The organism is Paraburkholderia heleia NBRC 101817 (assembly GCF_000739775.1).
Taxonomy (GTDB): Bacteria; Pseudomonadota; Gammaproteobacteria; order Burkholderiales; family Burkholderiaceae; genus Paraburkholderia; species Paraburkholderia heleia.
The window spans coordinates 1-19,368 of sequence record NZ_BBJH01000046.1 but is presented as its reverse complement, the minus strand read 5'-3'; the positions used below and the strand labels follow the sequence as shown (position 1 = coordinate 19,368).

At 62.9% G+C, this 19,368-nt stretch carries 12 protein-coding genes; 6 read left to right on the top strand and 6 right to left on the bottom strand.

The features are described 5' to 3' along the window. Positions 1 to 75: 75 nt before the first annotated feature. Entirely contained in the window at positions 76 to 8,811 is an 8,736-nt protein-coding gene (locus BHE01S_RS29995) for a hemagglutinin repeat-containing protein (protein WP_084069370.1), read from the bottom strand. Between the two features lie 561 nt (positions 8,812 to 9,372). Between BHE01S_RS29995 and BHE01S_RS36170 the strand changes: the two genes are divergently transcribed. Beyond that, positions 9,373 to 10,224, top strand: coding sequence for a hypothetical protein (locus BHE01S_RS36170; protein ID WP_052406183.1), 852 nt, complete (start codon positions 9,373 to 9,375; stop codon positions 10,222 to 10,224). Between the two features lie 51 nt (positions 10,225 to 10,275). Here BHE01S_RS36170 and ubiM read toward each other — a convergent pair whose 3' ends face one another. From ubiM to BHE01S_RS29975, 3 genes are all read right to left on the bottom strand, one after another. Next, positions 10,276 to 11,472 (bottom strand): 5-demethoxyubiquinol-8 5-hydroxylase UbiM, encoded by a 1,197-nt coding sequence (gene ubiM / locus BHE01S_RS29985; protein WP_042270430.1) that lies wholly within the window; start codon positions 11,470 to 11,472, stop codon positions 10,276 to 10,278. Between the two features lie 23 nt (positions 11,473 to 11,495). Beyond that, on the bottom strand, positions 11,496 to 11,936 hold the full coding sequence (locus tag BHE01S_RS29980; RefSeq protein WP_042270427.1) for a hemerythrin domain-containing protein: 441 nt from the start codon (positions 11,934 to 11,936) through the stop codon (positions 11,496 to 11,498). Between the two features lie 274 nt (positions 11,937 to 12,210). Further along, positions 12,211 to 12,420 (bottom strand): hypothetical protein, encoded by a 210-nt coding sequence (locus BHE01S_RS29975; protein ID WP_042270426.1) that lies wholly within the window; start codon positions 12,418 to 12,420, stop codon positions 12,211 to 12,213. A gap of 214 nt (positions 12,421 to 12,634) precedes the next feature. Between BHE01S_RS29975 and BHE01S_RS29970 the strand changes: the two genes are divergently transcribed. The 3 genes from BHE01S_RS29970 to BHE01S_RS29960 all read left to right on the top strand — a co-directional run bounded on the left by BHE01S_RS29970 (position 12,635) and on the right by BHE01S_RS29960 (position 15,227). Next, complete coding sequence (locus BHE01S_RS29970; RefSeq protein WP_042270423.1) at positions 12,635 to 13,678, top strand: D-cysteine desulfhydrase family protein; 1,044 nt, start codon at positions 12,635 to 12,637, stop codon at positions 13,676 to 13,678. A 56-nt stretch (positions 13,679 to 13,734) separates the two neighbouring features. After that, entirely contained in the window at positions 13,735 to 14,121 is a 387-nt protein-coding gene (locus BHE01S_RS29965; RefSeq protein ID WP_042270420.1) for an SgcJ/EcaC family oxidoreductase, read from the top strand. Positions 14,122 to 14,372: 251 nt separating this feature from the next. Continuing rightward, positions 14,373 to 15,227 carry an alpha/beta fold hydrolase gene (locus tag BHE01S_RS29960; RefSeq protein WP_042270418.1) on the top strand — a complete coding sequence of 285 codons (855 nt, stop codon included), beginning with the start codon at positions 14,373 to 14,375 and terminating at the stop codon, positions 15,225 to 15,227. A 256-nt stretch (positions 15,228 to 15,483) separates the two neighbouring features. On the opposite strand, the gene BHE01S_RS37270 is transcribed toward BHE01S_RS29960, so the two are convergent. After that, positions 15,484 to 15,930 carry a DUF3331 domain-containing protein gene (locus tag BHE01S_RS37270; protein WP_084069367.1) on the bottom strand — a complete coding sequence of 149 codons (447 nt, stop codon included), beginning with the start codon at positions 15,928 to 15,930 and terminating at the stop codon, positions 15,484 to 15,486. A 103-nt stretch (positions 15,931 to 16,033) separates the two neighbouring features. Beyond that, positions 16,034 to 16,258 (bottom strand): hypothetical protein, encoded by a 225-nt coding sequence (locus BHE01S_RS29955; RefSeq protein ID WP_042270416.1) that lies wholly within the window; start codon positions 16,256 to 16,258, stop codon positions 16,034 to 16,036. Between the two features lie 902 nt (positions 16,259 to 17,160). On the opposite strand from BHE01S_RS29955, the gene mqo reads away from it, so the two are divergent. Next, positions 17,161 to 18,816, top strand: a complete 1,656-nt coding sequence (mqo, locus tag BHE01S_RS29950; RefSeq protein ID WP_084069365.1) for a malate dehydrogenase (quinone) — start codon at positions 17,161 to 17,163, stop codon at positions 18,814 to 18,816. A gap of 104 nt (positions 18,817 to 18,920) precedes the next feature. Beyond that, positions 18,921 to 19,223 carry a DUF3579 domain-containing protein gene (locus BHE01S_RS29945; RefSeq protein ID WP_042270414.1) on the top strand — a complete coding sequence of 101 codons (303 nt, stop codon included), beginning with the start codon at positions 18,921 to 18,923 and terminating at the stop codon, positions 19,221 to 19,223. Positions 19,224 to 19,368: the final 145 nt, after the last annotated feature.

Here is a 19,368-nt window from a genome sequence, read left to right as displayed (position 1 = left end):
CATATGTCCCAAGACGGGTCTTCACCATCATCCCCCCAAGGGGGATACGCCAGTTCATAGCCGCACACTCGGCAGTTATTTTTGTGCATTGAAGTAATCCAGATTAGTTGGGTAGCCGTGTTGAGCCGGATCAGGCTTAAACATCGTTCTCGGCGCTCCATCCTTAGTTTTCACGGCAAACGTATCTGACGATGGATCGTAATACAGTGTGTCACCATTGGGACGCGTCTTGATGAGTGTTCCCGTCGGCGGATTGTTCACAAAGTCCCGCGCTGCTTGAACATACTGCACCGAGTTCTGATACTCCGGGAACTCTCCACCGTGCTTGGTCGAATGGTCATAGGCGTTTTCAACGGGCGTCTTGGCTTTTGTTGAAGACCAGAAGGCGCTATTTCCACCGTCCCCACCCGCCATCGTAAAGACGTAATCCACCAGATTCTTGACCTGATCCGGAATGATCGCCGTGATCCAGTCATTCACGCTTTTCGCATCCGGCATCGGAGAAATCAACGGCCCGGCCTTCATCGATGGATCAAGCTCGGTCGCTGGATCGGCAATGATGCCATCGTCTTTTCCACGGCTCTCGCCTGTATACCCCGGTAGCTTGAATCCTGCCAGCCATGCAGGCGGCTGTGCCATCGGCGGCGCAACCTGATTATTCTCCACCTCGATCCGCGCCGCACCCGAGGCCGTCGCCGCGTCGACACCGCCCGCAGCCGCGACACCCGCCACCAGGCTGTTCACCAGGTTCTCGCGCGCTTCGCGATCTGCTGCCGACATGTTGCTCGTCGGTCCGAGCAGCGTGCCGAGCACGGAACTCGCTGCGGCCCCCATCGCGCCCGCACCGCACGCCTGGCCACTGGCAGCCGCGCCCGCACAACCTACTATGCCATGCAGTGCGGCGCGCGCCGTATCGCTGTCGAGCGAATCGGCGAGCTCTTTGACACCGTTCGCGCCCAGCTCCTGGATATACGCGACCGTCGCCGCCTGCGCGAACTGCCCCATACCGCCAGTGACATTACCACCCGCTGCCACGGTCAGCGCGGTCAGCACCTGGCGGTACGAGCCGGACGGCCCCCATTCTGCATTGATCTGGTCCGCCTGCTGCTGCGCGGCCGCACGCTGCTCCGGTGTCAGGCTCGGATCGTTTGCCGCAGCCTTTGCCGCGTCGGCTTTCTTCGCCTGGTTGTTGACGAACGTGCCGATCTGATTGATAAACTGGCTCGCGATATCGAAGCCCGCCTCGATCTTGTCCTTGTCGAAGATCGGCGCGAGCGCGTTTTCCGTGCTGCTGGTGTCGCGGCTGATACCGGCGGCAGCCTGCCCGGCGGTCTGGCCCGTAAGCTGCTGCTGGGCCGCACTGTCCGTGATGGTGATCGCGCCGCCGCTGATCGCGCTGTGCGTCGTGGAACTCGCATCGCCCGACGCGCCCAGCACGATGGGCGGAGCCATCGTGACGCCACCGCTGCTGCTCGGCAGTGTGGTGCCGGGGACCGGGTTGACGTTCGTCGCGGTCCCGGACGACGTTTTGCCGATGTCGCCGCCGTAACCGCCGCTGATCCCCACTGACGAGCCGCTGTAGCTTGCCTGGTTCTGGATGTCGGTATAGGTTAGCGTGCCTGTCGTCAGGCTGTTCGCGCCGCTCCGGACCGCCGCGTCGCTGCTGGCGATCACGCCGCCAGTCAGGTCCGTATTGCCCTTGACGTCGATCTGGAAGCCGCCGTCGCCTGCCTGGAGACCGGACTGCTCCGTGACGCTCGCGTAGTTGCTGTTCAGCTTCTGCCGGTTAAAACTTGCCGCCACACTGGAGCTTCCCGCGCAGATCGGCGGTACGCACACGCTCACCGACACGCCGCCGCTGGTCTGCTTCGAATCGTAGTGACTCGTGTCCTGGAGGCTCCGGACATTGAGGTTACCGCCGACATCAGCCACGACCTGGCCGCCGCTCGCAACCGCACCGACCAGGTTCGTATCGCCGCCAGACTGGAGCGTAAGCGTATTGCCCGCGCTCACGTGCGTGTTGGTGTACGAGGTATCGCCGCCGTTACCGTTGCCCTTCGTGCCGGACACACCCGCCTGGAACGAAATGCCGTTGCTCTGGCCCACGCCGATGGTGACGCCAATTGACGCGCTCGAACCGCTGCTCGTGCTGGACTGGCGGTCCGAATTCTGGGCGGCCTGAAGGTTGATGCTGCCGTCTGCGAGCAGGGCCGCGTTGTTGCCGGCCGCGAGTTTGCTGCCGGTGACATTGATATTGCTGTCCTCGCCCGAGCCGGAAGCGGCAATGATCAGGTTGTTACCCGCCCCGAGGGTACTGCCCACCGCCGTAGTCGAGGTCGCATTCGAGCTGCTGTTGCTATGGCTCGTGCCCAGCGAGACGTTGACACCGACACCGCCAAGCTGGGAAGGGTTGCTGGCAACCGCATCGTAGGCGTTCTTCCCGGCAAGGCCGGTCGTCGCAGCGGCCAGTGCATCCAGGCGAACGTCACCCCCGGTCTTCTGTACGTCCTTCGCCATCTGGACGCCCGTCTGCACGGCCGCGATAACCGGACTGCTGATTCCAGCGGTAATCCCCGTCTGGCTGAACGACTGCTGCTCGCTCCGGCTCGTCGTGTCGCGGGCGGCGTCGATCGTTACGGTCTTGCCAGCGAGGCCAAGGTTGTTACCTGCGTACAGCGTGCCGCCCGTCGCATGGAGATCGTTGCCGGACGTGATGTTCAGGTTGCCGTTGATCGCCCCGACCATGCTGCCGTTGTTCGTGACCTGCGCACCCTGCTGGTCGTCGGTAGTCTTGCGCACCCCGATCGAGTAGCCCTGCAGGCCGCCGTCAAGCTGGTTGAGCGGACTCAGGCCAGACAGGAAACCATACTCGCGCTTCTGATAGGCGCTCTGCGAACTGAACGTATCCTGCGACGTAGTGATGGCGACGTTACCCGCCGCAACCAGGTTCACGTCACTCGTCCCCACAACGTTGCTGCCCTGGACCGTCAGGTCCTTGTCGGATTTCATCTGCACAGTGTTGCCGGACACGGTGCTGCCTACGCCGACGTTGGCCTGGGTAGCGAGCGACTGATCCGTGGTCGAACCGCTGACGATGCTGCCGCGCTTCGATTCGGAAGCGATATAGCTGTCATGCTCCTCGCGGGCTTCGTTGAGAGTGATGTTGCCGCTCGATGCGATGGTGGCCGTGCCTGCGCCGGTGTCCACCCCGTCGACCATACCGGCCGTGAGCGACGAACCCGTGAGCGTCACGTTGCCCTTCGACGCATCGGTACTGACCGCCCCAAGCGTGGCATTGCCGCCAGCGGTAAAGGTCGTGCCAACTGCCTGTTCGTCGTAGCTGCCATCAACCTGCTTGCGCGTCTTGCTGTCTGTGGCAACGTTGTCGTATTTCGCGGTATTGGTGGCGGCGGTGGCGGTCAGGTTACCGCCTGCCACCGCCGCGAGGTCGCCCCCTGCCGTGACCTGCGCCCCCTTGAGCGCCATGTCGTTGCCGCTCTGCATCGCGAGGTTGCCGCCCGCCGTGATCGCGCTCGTCTCGTTCATTACCGCCGCCGATTCCCAATGGCGGTTCGCGTTCTGGTTCAACGACTGCGACGTGGACGACTGCACCGTATCCACCGTCATGTCATGCCCGGCGCTGACCGACGCACTGCCACCCGCCGTGATGGCCGCGCCATGTATGGTAAGGTCGTTGCCCGCGCTCACCAGCATGTCGCCGGTCGACGCAATCGTTCCCTGTGCGCCCAGCAGCGTCTGGCTGACCTTGCTGCCTCCCGCCGCCGAACTGATCCCGGTGTTGTCCACCAGCGTCGTATTCACGATGTCGTGGGCCGCCAGCACCGCGACCCGGTTGCCGGTGACGAGTCCCGATGCATTCACGACATCGTTGGTGGCCGACACCACAGTCGTGCCGCCCGTGCCGCGGCTCGCAATCGTGCCTGCCCGGTTCACGATGTTCGTACCGGTTACGACCATCTGCGTGCCGCCCTGGAGGGTGCCGCTGTTGGTCACGCTCCCGGTCGCGTGCAGTTCGACGTCGTCAGCAGCAATCAGCGCGCCGGTCGGTTGCAGGTCGTTGGCATGCGTCTGCGCCAGATAGACGACCGGGGTCAGCACCTGCTGTGTGGTGCCATCGGGCAGCGTTACCGTTTCGTTCACGAGCCACACGATATCGCTCGTCAGCGCGTCCATCTGTGCAGCTGTCAGCGCCATGCCCACTTCCAGACCGAATTGCTGCGCCGAGTTCACGCCCGCCGTCAGCAGCGCCGTGTATTCGTCCAGAGCGCTGTCGTAACCCTGAAGGTAGACGCGCCCGGTCAACTGCGTGATCTGGTTCTGCACGAGCTGCTGTTCATACAGGCCGTCGCCGATCCGCTTCTCCACGGTCTGCGGATTCAGTCCGAGCTGGCCCAGCATGTAGTCGCTGCTGATGAACTTCGTGTAGCTCGTGAAACGCGGATCGGTTTCCACTAGATACGGCGCGTTCGGTACGGTGTTGTATGAATACAGGCCGTTCTTCGGCAGGGTAATGTGCAGCGAGCCCGTGCTGTCCGCGACCGTCTGCGGCGCATTCGCCTTCTGGCCCGCGAGAGCCTGGTTAGCGCCCAGCGTGCCGCCGGTCGCCCCGGTGGCTGAATTTGCCGCCGCGACGTTCGTGTTGTTGATATCCGTGCCCGTGATGAGCACCGCGTTGTTCGCGATGATCGTGCCGCCCGTACCGCCGATGGCGACCGGAGCGAGCACGATGGAAGGTTCCACCACCCGCCCCACGTCCCGCGACGGATTTTCGTTCCACGCGTAGGTCGAAACGATATCCTGCCGCTGGTACTGGTACAGCGTCTGCCCCACATTGTTGACGAGCGTGCCACCGTTGCTGCCGCTGCCCGAGAGATCGAGCGCGCCGCCCTGCTGTCCGGTCTGTGCCGGGCTGCCGATCTGGATCGAGCCGCCTGCGGCAATCGCGCTGTAGTCGTTGTTCAGCGTGCCGACATTGGCGAGCGTCATGTTGCCGCCAGCGAGAAGCCGGCCCTGCTGCGCCTGCGCCGTCACCTGATCCTGCTGTGTAGTCGTCGTGGTGTCGCGCGCAATCTCCACGCGCTGGTAGCCATTGTGCGCATCGCTGCGCGCCGGGTATTCGGTGGCCGGATCGAAGTTGACGTTCGGGTCGTAGTTGGCCCAGTAGGTGACCGTGATCGAACCATCGGGATTCGTCGTGGACGTGTTGTACCAGATCGTCTGCTGGACACCGTTCACGCTCACGACAAGCGCGCGGTCGGTCGCATTCGGGCCCGACGTTTCCGAAACCACGTCCGAAGCGGCCCAGGTAGCCGTAAGCGGCGTTTTGTAGGGACCCGACCAGACCGAATCGCCACAGCCCGCATTGCCGTCGCCGTTGCTCGGCGTGCAGGCGATGTACTGGCTGCGCTTGGTCTGGTGTACCGTCGAAACGTCGGTCGTCACGGTATCGACGGTTGGCGCGGGGCGCGAATTCGTCAGCGTCTGCGCGGCGATTTCGATATTGCCCTGCGCCTGGACCGTGGACTGGTCGTTGGTGAACGAGTTCGAGCGGTCGGCGAGCAACCCGTTCGCGTCGCGCGTGGCATCCGCTGCGCTGTTGATGTCGCCCAGGCTGTAGATGTTCGCGCCGTTCGTGTTCGAGATGTTGCCGGGCGAATACACGTTCACCTGCTGCGCACCCGCCATGATCGCGGCCGCTCCGTCATTGACGATCGACTGCGAGGCGTTGAGCGTGAGCGTGTTGCCAATGATGGTCGCGGTGTTAGTGAGCGTCGCGCTGTTCGTCGTGACCGTGTCGCCCTCGATGCGCCCTTCATTGGTGATCGCGCCAGCCGCATTGACGATCGTGTTTGCGGCGTTCAGGCCCGCGCCCGCCTGGTTATCGATGTTCGCGGCGGTCACGGCCAACGTGTTGACCGCCCCGAGCGTGCCCCGGTTCGTAAAATTGCCCGACACCGTGAAGGCGAGATCGTGGTTCGCCTGGATCAGGTTCGCGCCGTCGAGCGCGTAGTCGTCGAGAAACGTGAGCGTACCGTCATGGCCTGCGATGATCGTGCCATTGCCCGCAAGCTGGTTCGTCGTCAGCGTCAGGTCCCGGTCGCTGCCGATGGCGCCGTTCTGGTTCGTAAGCTTACCCGTGGTGATGGCGACGCTTGCGCCGCTGCCTTGATCATTGCCGATCCTGCCCGAGCTGTTGTCCAGCGACGCGGTGCCGAGCGAGAGCGCACCGTTGGCATGCATCGAGCCGTTGACGTTGGATACCGTAGCGCCCGCACCGTTGAGTGTCAGGTTGTTCGCCCCGGAGAGCGTGCCGCCCGAGTTGTTCACGGACTGCGATTCGATGAGCGTCAGGTCGTGACCGGCCACCACCTGTGCGCCCTGCGTGTTCGAGAGCGACTGGCCCGAGAGCGTGACGTCTCCATTGCCGCCGATCACGCCTGCGCCAGCCGTGCCGGGCACGTTGCTGTTCGTGATCGAGCCCGCGGTGACGGTAGTCGTCCCCTTGCCGGTATTGGCTACGCGACCCGAAGTATTGTCCAGTACGGAGCCCGAGACCTGCAGCGTGCCGTTCGCACCGACCTGGCCGCCCATGTTGTTGATGGCTCCCTGTGCGGCCACGGCCGCGTTGGTGCCCGCCTGGATGAGGCCCGCCGCATTGCCCAGGATGCTGCGCGACTGGACGGAAAGGATGCCGCCCGCCGCCAGCGTACCCGCGCCGTTGTCGACGCTGCCGCCCGTTACGGAGACGTCGCCGTTACCGCCAATCTGCCCGTCGTTCGTGTTCGTGAGTGTGCCCGAGGCCGATACGGTCGTTGCCCCTGCGCCGGCGTTGGCTATCGACCCGCCGTCATTCGCAATCGTTTGCGCGGCGACGACAAGCGTACCGTCCGCCTGCAATGTGCCGTTCACGTTGCTGAATGCGCCGGTGTCCGCAATCGAGATGTCCTGCGCGGTGATCTGTCCGGCGGAGCTGTTGTCGAGCGACGTCACGACGAGGCTCGCCGCCTGTTGCGCGGCGAGCCTGCCGCCGCGATTCGAGACGGCCCCGGCTTTCACCTTCAGTGCGCCGTTCGTCGCCAGCGTGCCCGCATTGTTCGAGAGCGAACCGGTCTGAACCGACAGGGTACCGGTGCCCGCATTTGCAATCGTGCCGCTGTCATTGATGAGCGTGGCAGGCGTGAGCGCGAGATCGGCGCTGTTCGTCTGCAATGAGCCGCTGGTATTGTCGAGAGTGCCTGCGGCAATGATCGAAGTCGGACCGCTTCCGGTTTGCGTGATGGTGCCGCTGCGGTTCAGGAGATTGCCCGCCTGGATCGCGAGTTGCGGGGCGTTGAACGTGCCGCCGCTGTTATCGAGCGTACCCGCCACGCTCGCCGTGATGGACGCACCCGCGCCCGTCGTGGCGTTCACGAGGCTGAGGTTGCCGCCGGTGGCGGCGAGGGCCAGCGCCGTGCCTGCCCAGGTCTGCGCGTTCGAGAGATCAAGCGAGACTCCATGGAGCGTCACCGTGCCGGGGGCGATGATCTGGCCGTCTGCCGAAAGCCGGCCCGCTGACCTGACCGTGAGATTGCCGCTCGTGGCAAGCGTGCTGTCGGTGTTGATACCCGCGCCAAGCAGCCCGGTCGACGCAACGCTGCCCGCATAGAGCGAGGTATCTTGCTCGGCAGCAACGACGCCGCTGTTCGTTGCGGCGCCCGTCGAGCCGATGGCGGTATTCTGCTGCGAATAAATCGTGCCGCTATTGTTCAGGCTGGCCGCGTTGATCGCGACGTTACCCGTGGCGGTCATTTTTCCGCTGTGCACGAGCTGGCCCGCGCTGGTCAGCGTGAGGTCGCCGGCCTGAGCCTCGATGGAACCGGCGTTTGCGACCCCGACTCCGTTCTCGGTGCCCACCAGTTTGATCGCCCCGCTGTACATACCGCCCAGTTGCGATACGTCGATCGACACGCCGGGGGCGGGACTGCTGCCCGCGATGGGCGTCGGCGTCAGGCTCGCATAGTCGATGCTGTTTGAGCCGGTTGTGACCTTCAGGTTATTGGCATATATCGCCGCATTCACCTGCACCGCACGCGACAACAGATCCACCTCATCGATATTCGAGGCGTTCAGGCCCGCGCCCTGGACGGTAATCGTCCCTCCCGTGACCGAGAATCCGGCAAGATTGCCCTTGCCGTCGACTAGCGGATTGCCCGTCGTCAAAATCCCTTTGGCGGTATTGATAAACCCGCCGCCGTCCACGACCAGGCCAGAACTGTTCGCGATCACGACCGCAGCGGTTTTGGCTCCCACGACCTCAACATATCCCTTGAGTACCGAGGGACTGTTGCTGTTGATCTGGTTGACGATGATCTTCGCAGCGTCATTCGGCCCGAAGCCAGGATTACCGTTGATTTGTCCCGCGAGTTGACTGGACGTAATGACCGGCGAATTATTGAGTATCGTCCCGTTTTTATGGACATCAAACTGCGAATAGGTATTCATCGACACGCCGCCTCCCGAGGACGGCTTGTTGATGTTCACCTGGGGTATGCCATTTGCCGTATTGATGACGTTCGGCGCGTGCGCGCCCGACGGCACAATCTGCGCATCTGCGAGGACGGGTGCGAGTCCGAAGAGTGCCAGCGCGGCGAATGCAGCGTGACGTATGGCGAAAAGCGTGATGCACTGAAGCGCGAGCGAAGGCCCGGCTTCCCGCTGATATGTCTTGCCTTGGCCGATTGCCGTTTCAGTGACAGCGACCAGCATTGCGCGAAGCTTGCTGAAGACAAGCCGGTAACAACGGTTATGCATTGCTTGTACCTGTAATACTGGATGAAGCCTTGCGCGATACAAGGCGCTTTCCAGTCCAATGTCGACGACGCAAGGCCATGACGGAAAACAGGCGTCGTTTCCTGAAATGCCTTGAGCATGCGGTGGACGAGGCTAACAGGCGGAATGCAGGATAACTATCGGATAAATCCGATTTATCGTCAGGCTTGTCAAAAATTGACGAAATCCAGCAGTGCGAATGAATGTGGGGGGACGTCGCCGCACGCAATCTGACGTGCCATTGCACTAATTCCTGTCAGGCGCACAGCCGCAAAGGCAGCGTCACTCGCCGGCGTTTCGCCTGTCCGTATCCGCCAAACTGGCGGAATCCGCCGATTGATCTTCGCGGCGAAGTGGCCCATATTCGAATAAGTGCGCAAATCAGGCACCGATTTTGCGGCAATTCGTCAATCGAAGCGAAAGCGCGCTCCTCCCATGCTCAACGCCCCTGGTCACGACGATTCCGATCCGTCGGAGTGCCCCTACTGCGGAGCCAGGTTCAATGCGCCTCTCGCACTCTGCCCGCAATGCGGAGCGAATCAAGTGGCCGCTGCGGCCCGCATCGCAGCCGCGAGCGATGGCGTGCCGGGCGAACGCACGCACGGCGTAGCCGGGCGCCTGGGCGCGCTGCCGGGCGCGCTTGGCGGCAATCGGGCCTACGACGGTGAGTACCCTTCGATCGACGAAGAACACGTCACCGGGCGCAAGCGGCTGCCGCGCTATGCCTGGGCAGGTCTCGGCTCGCTCGCGATCGCGCTCGCCGGCTACGCGTTCCTGCACCGCAGCGAATGGGTGCCGAAGCCCGGCGTACAGGTGGTCGAGGGGGCCGTGAGCGGGTCGAAGGGCACGCAGGGCACTCAACGCACTAGCGGTACCCTCGCCGCGCTGACCACGCGGCCACCCGCCGTCCCGCCGCGTGCGAATGCGGCGCAGCACCGCGTCGCCCAGGGGAATGCGCCGGCCGCCCCGCGCTATGCGAGTGCGCATCCCGAGGTCGCGAGGAATCTGGCCAGCGCGCGCCTGAATCTCGACAAGAACACTCTCTGGCCCGCACGCAGGGCACTCTCGAGCGTGCTCGCCGTGGAGCCCGGCAACCCTGAAGCGCAGCAGATGAAAGCCGACCTCGTTGCGCGCGAGCAGCAGCGCGACGCGTTGATCGGCGAGGCGCGGCAATGCGCGCACGAGCGCCAATGGGCTTGTGTGCGGCAAGACGCGGGGCATGCGGTGGAAGTCGACGCATCGAGCCGCGAAGCGAGACACCTGCTCACGCTCGCCAGCGCCGGGCACGAGCCGGGTGTCGCAAAGCGCCATGGCCGGACGTGGCCATGGGAAAGCCAGTATGCGCAGGAAGGCGACAGCCGCTCTCGCCAGGATCCCCTCTTCTGGCATCACTGATCCTTCCGGCCGCCCTCAGGCAGCGTTTGCAGACGATTTGTGAACGTGAAGTCAGCCGGTCAGCGAAGCCGCGATGGCCTTCTTGAACGGCATCAGTTTCGAAGCCGCGCGCAGCATGAAGTCGCGCGCCAGTTTCGCGGGTGCGGTGTTGTTCGTATAGACGTCGGTGATGAACCGGGTCGCGAGATAGAGCGGCTTCGTTGCGCGTCGGTGCTGCGTTTCATAGCCCTGCAGGACCGAGGGCGCCCCGATATCGAAGCCGCTCTTGTGCGCGTCGATGATTCGCTTACCTAAGTTTTCCACCCCGAGCAGACCGAAATTGAACCCATGCGCGGTCACCGGATGCATGCCGACCGCGGCGTCGCCCACGGCTGCGAAGCGTTTGCCGACGAAGCGCTCCGGATAAACGGCCACGAGCGGATACACGTGCCGGGTGCTCGCCAGCGTCATCGCGCCCAGCCTGTGCATGAAGCGATCCTCGATATGCCGCGCGAACGCCTCGGGCTCCAGCGCGGCGACCTCGTTGACCTGGCCCACCGGCAGCGTGAGCACGACCGACGACTGATGCGCGTTCGTCGAGCGCTCCGCGTTCATGGGGAGCAACGCGAGCGTCTGACCGTAGCCGAACCATTCCCACGCGGCGTGTTCGTGAGGCGCTTCGTGCGTCATGCGGCAAACCAGCATGGCGCGCCCGAAATCGTGCAGGTTGGCGGCAATGCCCATCATCTTGCGCGTGGATGAGAAGCGGCTGTCCGCCGCGACGATCAACTTCGCCGAGAGTGTCTCGCCGCTCTCCAGTGTCACGCTCGCCAGAGCGTCGTCGGCTTTCACGGCGCTGACCTTTCGCGCCGCGAGCAGCGTCACGTCGCCATGCTCGGCCGTGCTTTGCAGCAGCGCCTCGTAGGCAGCCTTGCGAATCAGGTGATTGGAGACTAGCCAGCCCAGCTCCGTGTGGCCGCTCAGGTCGTGGCCGATCTCGAGCGCCCCTGGCGATGGACCATTGAACACCCTGGCGCTGCGCAGCGGGGCACGCGCGTGCGGATCGATGAGATCCCAAAGCCCGAACCTGCGCATCATGCGCACCGACTTCTGGGTCAGCGCGATCTCGCGCCCGTCGAACTGCGGCTCGCCGATGTCGGCGAGGCTCTGCTGCTCGACCATGGCGATCTTGAGGCCAGCACCACTGAGCGCGCGCGCGAGACACAGCCCCACCGGACCGGCGCCCACGATTACGATATCTGCTTGCATGAATCGAACGATTGGAATGTGACTCAGACCGCTTGATCGGCTTGATCGGACTTCGCAATGCCGTGTTCGCGCAGGCCTTCGACCATGAGCGCGTCCATCGACTGCACGTGCCAGGCGAACCATTCGCGCAGTTCGCCCACCAGTTGCCGCCCCGTGTCGAAGCGCCCCTCGTCGGCAACTTGCCTGCGCACCTCGGCGGCCACGTTCAGGACGTGCCGATGCTGGCCCGCATGGCAATGGCGCGGACCGAAGTACATTTCCTCCATCCACGCTTCTTCCTGCGCGAAATGCTGCTTCGTGTGCGCCGCCCACGCATCGAACGCGCCGAGCCATGTTTCGTCGCTCGCGCGCGCAAGCGCGTCGAGCAGCGCGACGAACTCGGCATGTATCGTATCGGTCATGGGTTCGCCCAGTTGCAGATCGGGCGCAAGGGTCGGCGAGGGGCGCGGCGCAGGTGAGGTCATGAAGGTAAGTGACGGCGTTCGGGAACGGTCTGAAAAGCCCTCTCGGGCAATTTTTCAAGATACCGAGGCAGATGGGTTTGCGCGCTGATTTTTCGCAAACGTCGCGCGACCGGTCACTGAGGCCGATGGACGCGGCCGGAGCGCACGCAGACGAAGCAATCAGACGAAAGGACACGCCGATTCCGGCGCAGCGCGGGGGCGCGGGCCGCAGACGTAGAAGGATGCGAGGAAGGGTGCCGCAGACGTGAAAACACGAAGCCGCGCGGCGCGCGGCTCAAACCAGTTCGGCGAGATTGACGAGGGCGCGGTCGCCGTCGCATTGTGCTTCGTTTTCGGCGCGGAACGTCTTTTCGCTGTACGCGATGACCTTGAACCCGCCGCCTGCCGAACGCTCTATGGTGATACCCCAGTGCCAGCCGCCTTCCTGTTCGAATACGTGCAGCCTCGGACTCGATGGTTGGCTCGGCGATTGAAAAATATTCATTTGAAGCCTCCCGTGGTGGGAATATCGTCTCGGACGATTGTCTGGATAAGAATCAGTCTAAAAACCTCCTTGCTGCGACGCAATACGGAATTACGTGGACGTGAGAACCCTGAGACGCATGATTCGAGCATTACCTGGTTATGATTCGGCGCCTGGCGAACGCGGCTGCCGCCAGCCACCGGCCCATTTCAAATTGCGAGACAGCGAGACCCCGATGACTACCATAACGAATGCAGCGACGCATGCCGCGTCCCCGTATCAGCTCGATCTTTCGCGGCATGCTCGCCGCGCACTGCTGGAAGGACCCACGCCGATCCAGCCCTTGCCGCGGCTAAGCGACGAACTTGGGGGCGTGAATATCTATGTCAAGCGCGACGATCTCACCGGCCTCGGCGGCGGCGGCAACAAGCTGCGCAAGCTGGAGTTTCTGGTGGGCGAAGCGCTGGCTGAGGGCGCGGACACCGTCGTCACCGTGGGCGCGCGTCAGTCGAACCACGCGCGCTTGACGGCGGCTGCGGCGGCGCAAGCGGGCCTGCAGTGCGAACTCGTGCTCACGCGTGCCGTGCCGCGCGAGGACTTCGAGTATCTGGAGAACGGCAACATCCTCCTCGACGACCTGCTCGGCGCACGCGTGCACGACCTGCCCGGCGCAGCCAATGCGCTGGAGTTCGCCCAGGCGCGCGCCGACGAGCTGCGCGCCCAGGGCCGCAAGGTCTATGTATGCCCGCTGGGCGGGTCGAGCCCGGTGGGGTGTCTGGGGTACGCGGCGTGCGCCGCCGAAATCATGGCGCAGGGCCATGTGCAGGGTTTGAGCTTCGCGCGCATCGTCGTGCCCAACGGCAGCGGCGGCATGCATGCGGGGCTCGCCGCCGGCTTCGCGGCGCTGGGCATCGACCCGGGCCTCGTGCTCGCCTACACCGTCCTCGCGAAGGCTGAGCAGGCCCACGCAGCAACGCTCGAAAAGGCTGCGAAGACGCTCGGGCTGATCGATCCGGCGCGGCGCATCGAGGGCCGCTCGATCGTGATCGACGAAGCTCAGCTCGGCGACGGCTATGGCATTCCGACCGACGCGATGCGCGAGGCCGTGCGGCTCGTCGCTTCGAAAGAAGGCCTGCTGCTCGACCCCGTGTACGGCGGCAAGGCGTTCGCCGGTCTCGTGCAAGCCGCACGTTCGGGACGCCTTGCGCGCGGCGAGAACGTCCTCTTCGTCATGACTGGCGGTTTGCCGGGCCTGTTTGCCTATCGCAGTGCGTTTTGAGGCGCCGCGGGGGCGTATTCCAGAATGCGTTGAACTGAAAAAAGAGGGAGTCCACGATGACCGATGACGAACGTGCAATTCGCGAGCTGGTGCAAACCTGGATGGAAGCCAGCCGCGCCGGCGACACCGCCAAAGTGCTGAACCTGATGGCCGACGACGTGGTGTTCACGGTGCCCGGCCAGGAGCCGTTCGGCAAGGCGGCGTTCGCCGCGGCTTCGCAGGCACAACAAGCCATGCGCATAGAGGGCACGGCTGAGATCGTGGAACTTCAGGTGCTGGGGGATTGGGCCTTTTTGCGCAATCGCATTGACATCTCCATCATGCCGCCGGGCGCAACCCAGCCCATGCGGCGTGCGGGCTACACGCTCACCCTGGTGCGCAAGGATGCGAGCGGACGCTGGCTGCTCGCGCGCGACGCCAATCTCGTGGCGCCGAAGGCGTAGGTCCCGCGCCGCAAACGCGGCCATCGTCGCCTCAAATCGCGAACCGCGAATCGCCATTGTGCCGCCGTGCGCCAGCGCTGTGGCACGCGCGATTGCTTTCACCGATGAAAGGAAACGCCCCCGCGCGACGGGCCTTACCGCGTTACGCCCCTTTTTAGAATCAGAAAACCTTATCGATTCCTTCAGTTTATTGAGTTTCCCTTAATCGTGCGCTTGCGGCAAAGTGACGCTCACATGTCAGGAGCCACTCCTTGAATCAACGCATCGATCCATCCCTGCTTGCTGCGCCCGACCTGTCGTACGCGACCTTGCACTCGGGCATTGCCCTGCCGTTCCTCGAGCGCGGCGATGGCGAGCCGCTGCTGTTCGTCCACGGATCGCTCTGCGATTACCGCTACTGGATGCCGCAGCTTAACGGCCTGTCGGAGCATTTTCGCTGCATCGCGCCTAGTCTGAGCCACTACTGGCCTGCGGCGGATGCCTGCATTCAGGGCGATTTCGGCTGGGAAAGCCACGTTGCCGAGCTGGCCGATTTCATCGCCGCGCTGGGTCTCGAATCGGTGCACCTCGTGGGCCATTCGCGTGGCGGCTGCGTGGCGTGGCATCTGGCGCGCCGCTATCCGCGCCTCGTGCGCACGCTGGTGCTCGCCGACCCCGGCGGCCCGCTGTCCCGCGTGGACGACGACGAAGCCGCGCTGCCTCCCGCCACCAACGCGCTGCGCACGCGCGCCGCCGACCTCATCCACGCAGGTGAAGTCGAAGCGGGGCTCGAGTTGTTCGTCGACTCGGTGAGCGTGCCGGGCGCCTGGAAAAAAGGTTCGGCCGCGTTTCGCCAGATGGCCATCGCCAACGCCACGACGCTGCCCAAGCAGTTGCAGGACCCGCTGCCGCCGTATGCGCCGCGCGCCGCCGGCGAGATCAAGTGCCGCACGCTGCTGATCGACGGCCAGCGCAGCCCGCTCATGTTCCGCAACAACGTCGAAGCGTTGGAGGCGTGGATCGAGTTCGCACGGCGCGTCACAATCAAGGGCGCCACACACGGCATGAACGGCACGCACCCCGACCTGTTCAACACCCACGTCCATACCTTCATCACGCAAGGTTGAGGCTTTAGTCGCGACCCTGTTCTCCGCTGATATGACTTTCCGCGTCAAGTACGATCGGTTTCCAGGTTTTCCCATAGGTATCCGAATTGCCTGAGGCAGACGTAGCAGTAACAGTCGGCGGTGGACCCCACTGACATACGCGGGTGGGATACCGCGCTACAGCGTTCTCATGAGTCCACCGCTTTCTTAAAACGCAAGTTGGGGGACCGCCCGCTTCGCAGCGGAAGCGCGGATCGCTCGAATACCGGGCTACGCCCTAATCGATTGCCGACGAAATTTGGCAAACACCGACGTCAACCCCTTCCAGCACCTCCGCCAGAATCACTTCTTCGCAATTCATCGGTCGCAGTCCCCGCGTACAGGGCCGATACACAATATCGCCCCGCCTGACCCGCATTCCGCTCAAGATGCACCAGGTCGAGCGTCGCGCGATGCCGCGCTTCCAGAGTTGCTCGCCATAATGTCCCACGGTGGCGTCGCCCCAACGAACCATGATGGAACAGGCGGAAATTCGATCGACGATGGTGCAGTTGGCCGGATCGGTCGGCCGTTCTCCGGCACGCGCCGGAGGCCCTCTTTTTGCGGGATCCCGCCCATTATCGGCACGACTCATCTTGTACTTGCCTATTCCATCATCTGGCGATGATATCCGGCCGAGCAGCGCAATGGTGCTTTCCCACACGTGCTCATTCGAGTTGTCCAATTTTCACCTCCGAACCGTTCAGCAAAACGATTCAGATCAATGGGCGGCCATACCATGCGCTTCCAGCACCGACTTGCCCGGAGCGATTTGCAGAAGCAAACGCTCAGCTGCCGAAATAGATGTTGCAGAACGACACCGGACCGACACAGTCGTCCTTTTTGTCTTCACGGCGATCGTGGTCAACGCGGCCGAACTCATGCGCCGCCGGAGCCGCTTCATTCTGCCTGGCGGCTTCGGTGGCGGCGGACGGCTGGGCATGGTTTCCCTGTGCATACGCGGCGGTGGCGAAAAGCGACATGGCGACCAAGAGGCATGACATAACTTTCACGACTAAACTCCTTACGCGCAGCGTAACGTGCTGCTGTGCCGCGAACTATAGTTTGCCGCCCCGCCCGGATTAAGTGCCGGCAATGGAAGAGTTTCTTCCATGCGCCCCGCTGGCAAACTGCACCCAATGCGTCAGCTCTCGAGGCCATCGTCATGCTGGAATTGGAAATACTGTGTTGACCGATTTCGTATTACCGACTGCTTCTTTTCATGTCAATGAATACGGCATCGATATATCGATTGACCGCCCGCCCGGCAAAATAACGCTTTCCATTTCCATTCCTTCACTTCCTCTCTGCGCTGCTTAACGCCACAAGGATTCACCACGGATTCTGGAACAGTCTGCTCCATAAGCTGCCATTGATCTTTTTCACAGTCCACAGAACTCACGTCAGTGCGGGCTCGCAGCCTGATTGATTGCGCTATCGCGAGTTCGCGCATCCATCGCCCGATCCGCTCCGATGACGCGCCATTTCCTCGCAACGGCATAGACCACTAGCGCTGAATAGACGTGAACTGGAACAAAAAGAAATCCTGACGCTCGCACATACTGAAGCGAAATCAACGGCAGAATGCGCTTGCGAGGTTCGCTCGCGTCCTGCGTCAAGAATTCACACCCATCAAGCAAAGGTCCATTACCACACTGCGACTATATGTAGCAGTTGTGACCCCATACCATTACGTTCGTCTGGACAAGAAGGAAATCAGTCATGCGTTCGCGGTTTCCTTTTCAATTAACTGTTGCCGAATTGAATTTCATTTTTGTCGTTCTTCACTCCTCGTCGCAACGAGCGAGCTCGACGGGATCGATCGACAAAAGGCCTGCGGGAAGAAGCAAGCTCACGCGGCCATTACGGCAAACCACTTCCGCATCAAACACAGCGGGTGAGAATCTTGGCACAAATGAAACGAGAACGACTATCGGGACAGGAATATTCTGGCCGCTCGCTACCAGGATCCGGCAATGACCACGCCAGGGTCGACGTCCTGTTCATAGGCGGCGGCATCATGAGCGCGACGCTCGGCGTCCTGCTCCACGAACTCGAACCGCAGTGGTCGATGATGATGGCCGAGCGGCTCGACAGCGTCGCCGCGGAGAGTTCGAACGGCTGGAACAACGCGGGCACCGGGCATACCGCGCTCGCCGAACTCAACTACACGCCGCAAACTTCGAGCGGCGCCATCGACATCACGAAGGCTGTGCGCATCAACGAGGACTTTCAGGTCTCGCGGCAGTTCTGGGCCTGGGGTGTCAACCGCGGAATACTGAAGCAGCCGCGCTCGTTCATCAACACGACGCCGCACATGAGTTTCGTCTGGGGCGACGAGAACACGCGTTTCCTGAAAAATCGCTACGGTACCTTGCAGACCAATGCGCTTTTTCAGGGCATGAAATATTCGGAATCACACGACGAGATCGCTCAGTGGGTTCCGCTCATGATGGAAGGCCGCGATCCCCGCCAGAAGGTTGCCGCGACGTGGGCGCCGCAGGGCACCGACGTGAACTTCGGCGAGGTCACGCGTCAATACGTGCGCTACCTGAGCAGTCAGTCCAATTTCGATCTGCTCCTGAACAGCAACGTTCAGAAAATCTCGCGCAATGACGACGGCACGTGGCGCGTGACGCTGGAAGATACCCAGTCGCGCGTGCAGACCCGCCAGATCGACGCGCGGTTCGTCTTCGTGGGCGCAGGCGGCGGTTCCCTGCCGCTGTTGCAGGAATCCGGCATTCCCGAGGCTAAGGATTACGGCGGCTTTCCGGTTGGCGGGTCATTCCTCGTCGCGGACAACAGCGAGATTACGAGCCGCCATTTCGCCAAGGCATACGGCAAGGCTTCTGTCGGCTCACCGCCCATGTCGGTGCCGCACCTGGACACGCGCATTCTCGACGGCAAGAAGGCCATTCTGTTCGGACCGTTCGCCACATTCTCGACGAAGTTTCTGAAGAACGGCTCGTACAGCGACCTGCTCGTCAGCACGAAAATGACCAACATCGTTCCGATGATGCGTGTGGGGCTTTCCGAGTTCTCGCTCATCAAGTATCTGGCCGGTCAACTGACGCTCTCCGACGCCAACCGCCTCCAGGCATTGCAGGAATATCTCCCGCTTGCCCGCCAGGAAGACTGGCGACTCTGGCAAGCCGGTCAACGCGTGCAGATCATCAAGCGCGACAAGACAAAGGGCGGTGTGCTCAAGCTGGGCACCGAAATAGTCTGCTCGAAGGACGGAAGCATTGCGGGCCTGCTGGGCGCCTCCCCCGGCGCGTCGACGGCGGCGCCCATCATGCTGAACCTGCTGGAAAGGGCCTTTCAGAGCAAGTTTCGAACGTCCGCGTGGCAGGCAAAGATCCGCAAGATCATTCCGGGTTACGGCATGCAGCTTTCGTCGAATCCCGGCAAGGCGCGCGAGTCGTTGAAAACGACGAGCGAAATCCTGCAACTCGGCTTGCCGCCGGACCGTGCCGCGACCGAGCCCGACATGCCCGAGCCCCGTGCTGCCTGTTCGAATACGAATACGGGTGCGCATGCGCGCAGCAGACATGTCGAACTGGCGCACTGAACGCCGCGACCGGTGCGAGTGACTTTTACCTGCATCGGGCGCTGGAGCACGGAACGTCTCATTCGAAGAGCCTTCACCTCTTCAGAGCCTGAAAAGATTGGCATATGACCACCGCGAATCCCTCTGCATACGTCATTCAAGGTATCACCAGCAAGGGCAAGACATTCCGGCCCAGCGACTGGTCCGAGCGCCTGGCCGGCGCCTTGTCGAGCTTCGGACCGCGGGCTCGCGGCGTCAGAAGGGAAAACCTGCACATCGGCTATTCGCCCTATGTGTGCCCGATGATTATCGGCAACCTGAAGTGTGTCGTGCTCGACGCCCGGCTGCGCGAGGTCGCGCCCTACGCCTTCGACTTCGTGCTGAAGTTCGCCCGGGACAATGATCTCGTGGTGCAAAGCAAGGGGTAGGAGACTCGCGCCGCGCAGCCGCACCGGCTTGTCAAGGCAGCTGCCGGGCAGATGTTCTGGTCTTTTTGGCTTCCCAGAGAGACCGCATTAATCAGGTTGCTCTCCAGTCCTGATGTTTTCAATTTCGAAGTCGACTTTACGCTGC

Coding starts and splice junctions, on each gene's coding strand:
- BHE01S_RS29965 (WP_042270420.1), top strand. CDS start 13,735: ATGACCGATGACGAACGTGCAATTCGCGAGCTGGTGCAAACCTGGATG.
- BHE01S_RS29980 (WP_042270427.1), bottom strand. CDS start 11,936: ATGACCTCACCTGCGCCGCGCCCCTCGCCGACCCTTGCGCCCGATCTG.
- BHE01S_RS29995 (WP_084069370.1), bottom strand. CDS start 8,811: ATGCATAACCGTTGTTACCGGCTTGTCTTCAGCAAGCTTCGCGCAATG.
- mqo (WP_084069365.1), top strand. CDS start 17,161: ATGAAACGAGAACGACTATCGGGACAGGAATATTCTGGCCGCTCGCTA.
- BHE01S_RS29975 (WP_042270426.1), bottom strand. CDS start 12,420: ATGAATATTTTTCAATCGCCGAGCCAACCATCGAGTCCGAGGCTGCAC.
- BHE01S_RS29970 (WP_042270423.1), top strand. CDS start 12,635: ATGACTACCATAACGAATGCAGCGACGCATGCCGCGTCCCCGTATCAG.
- BHE01S_RS29945 (WP_042270414.1), top strand. CDS start 18,921: ATGACCACCGCGAATCCCTCTGCATACGTCATTCAAGGTATCACCAGC.
- ubiM (WP_042270430.1), bottom strand. CDS start 11,472: ATGCAAGCAGATATCGTAATCGTGGGCGCCGGTCCGGTGGGGCTGTGT.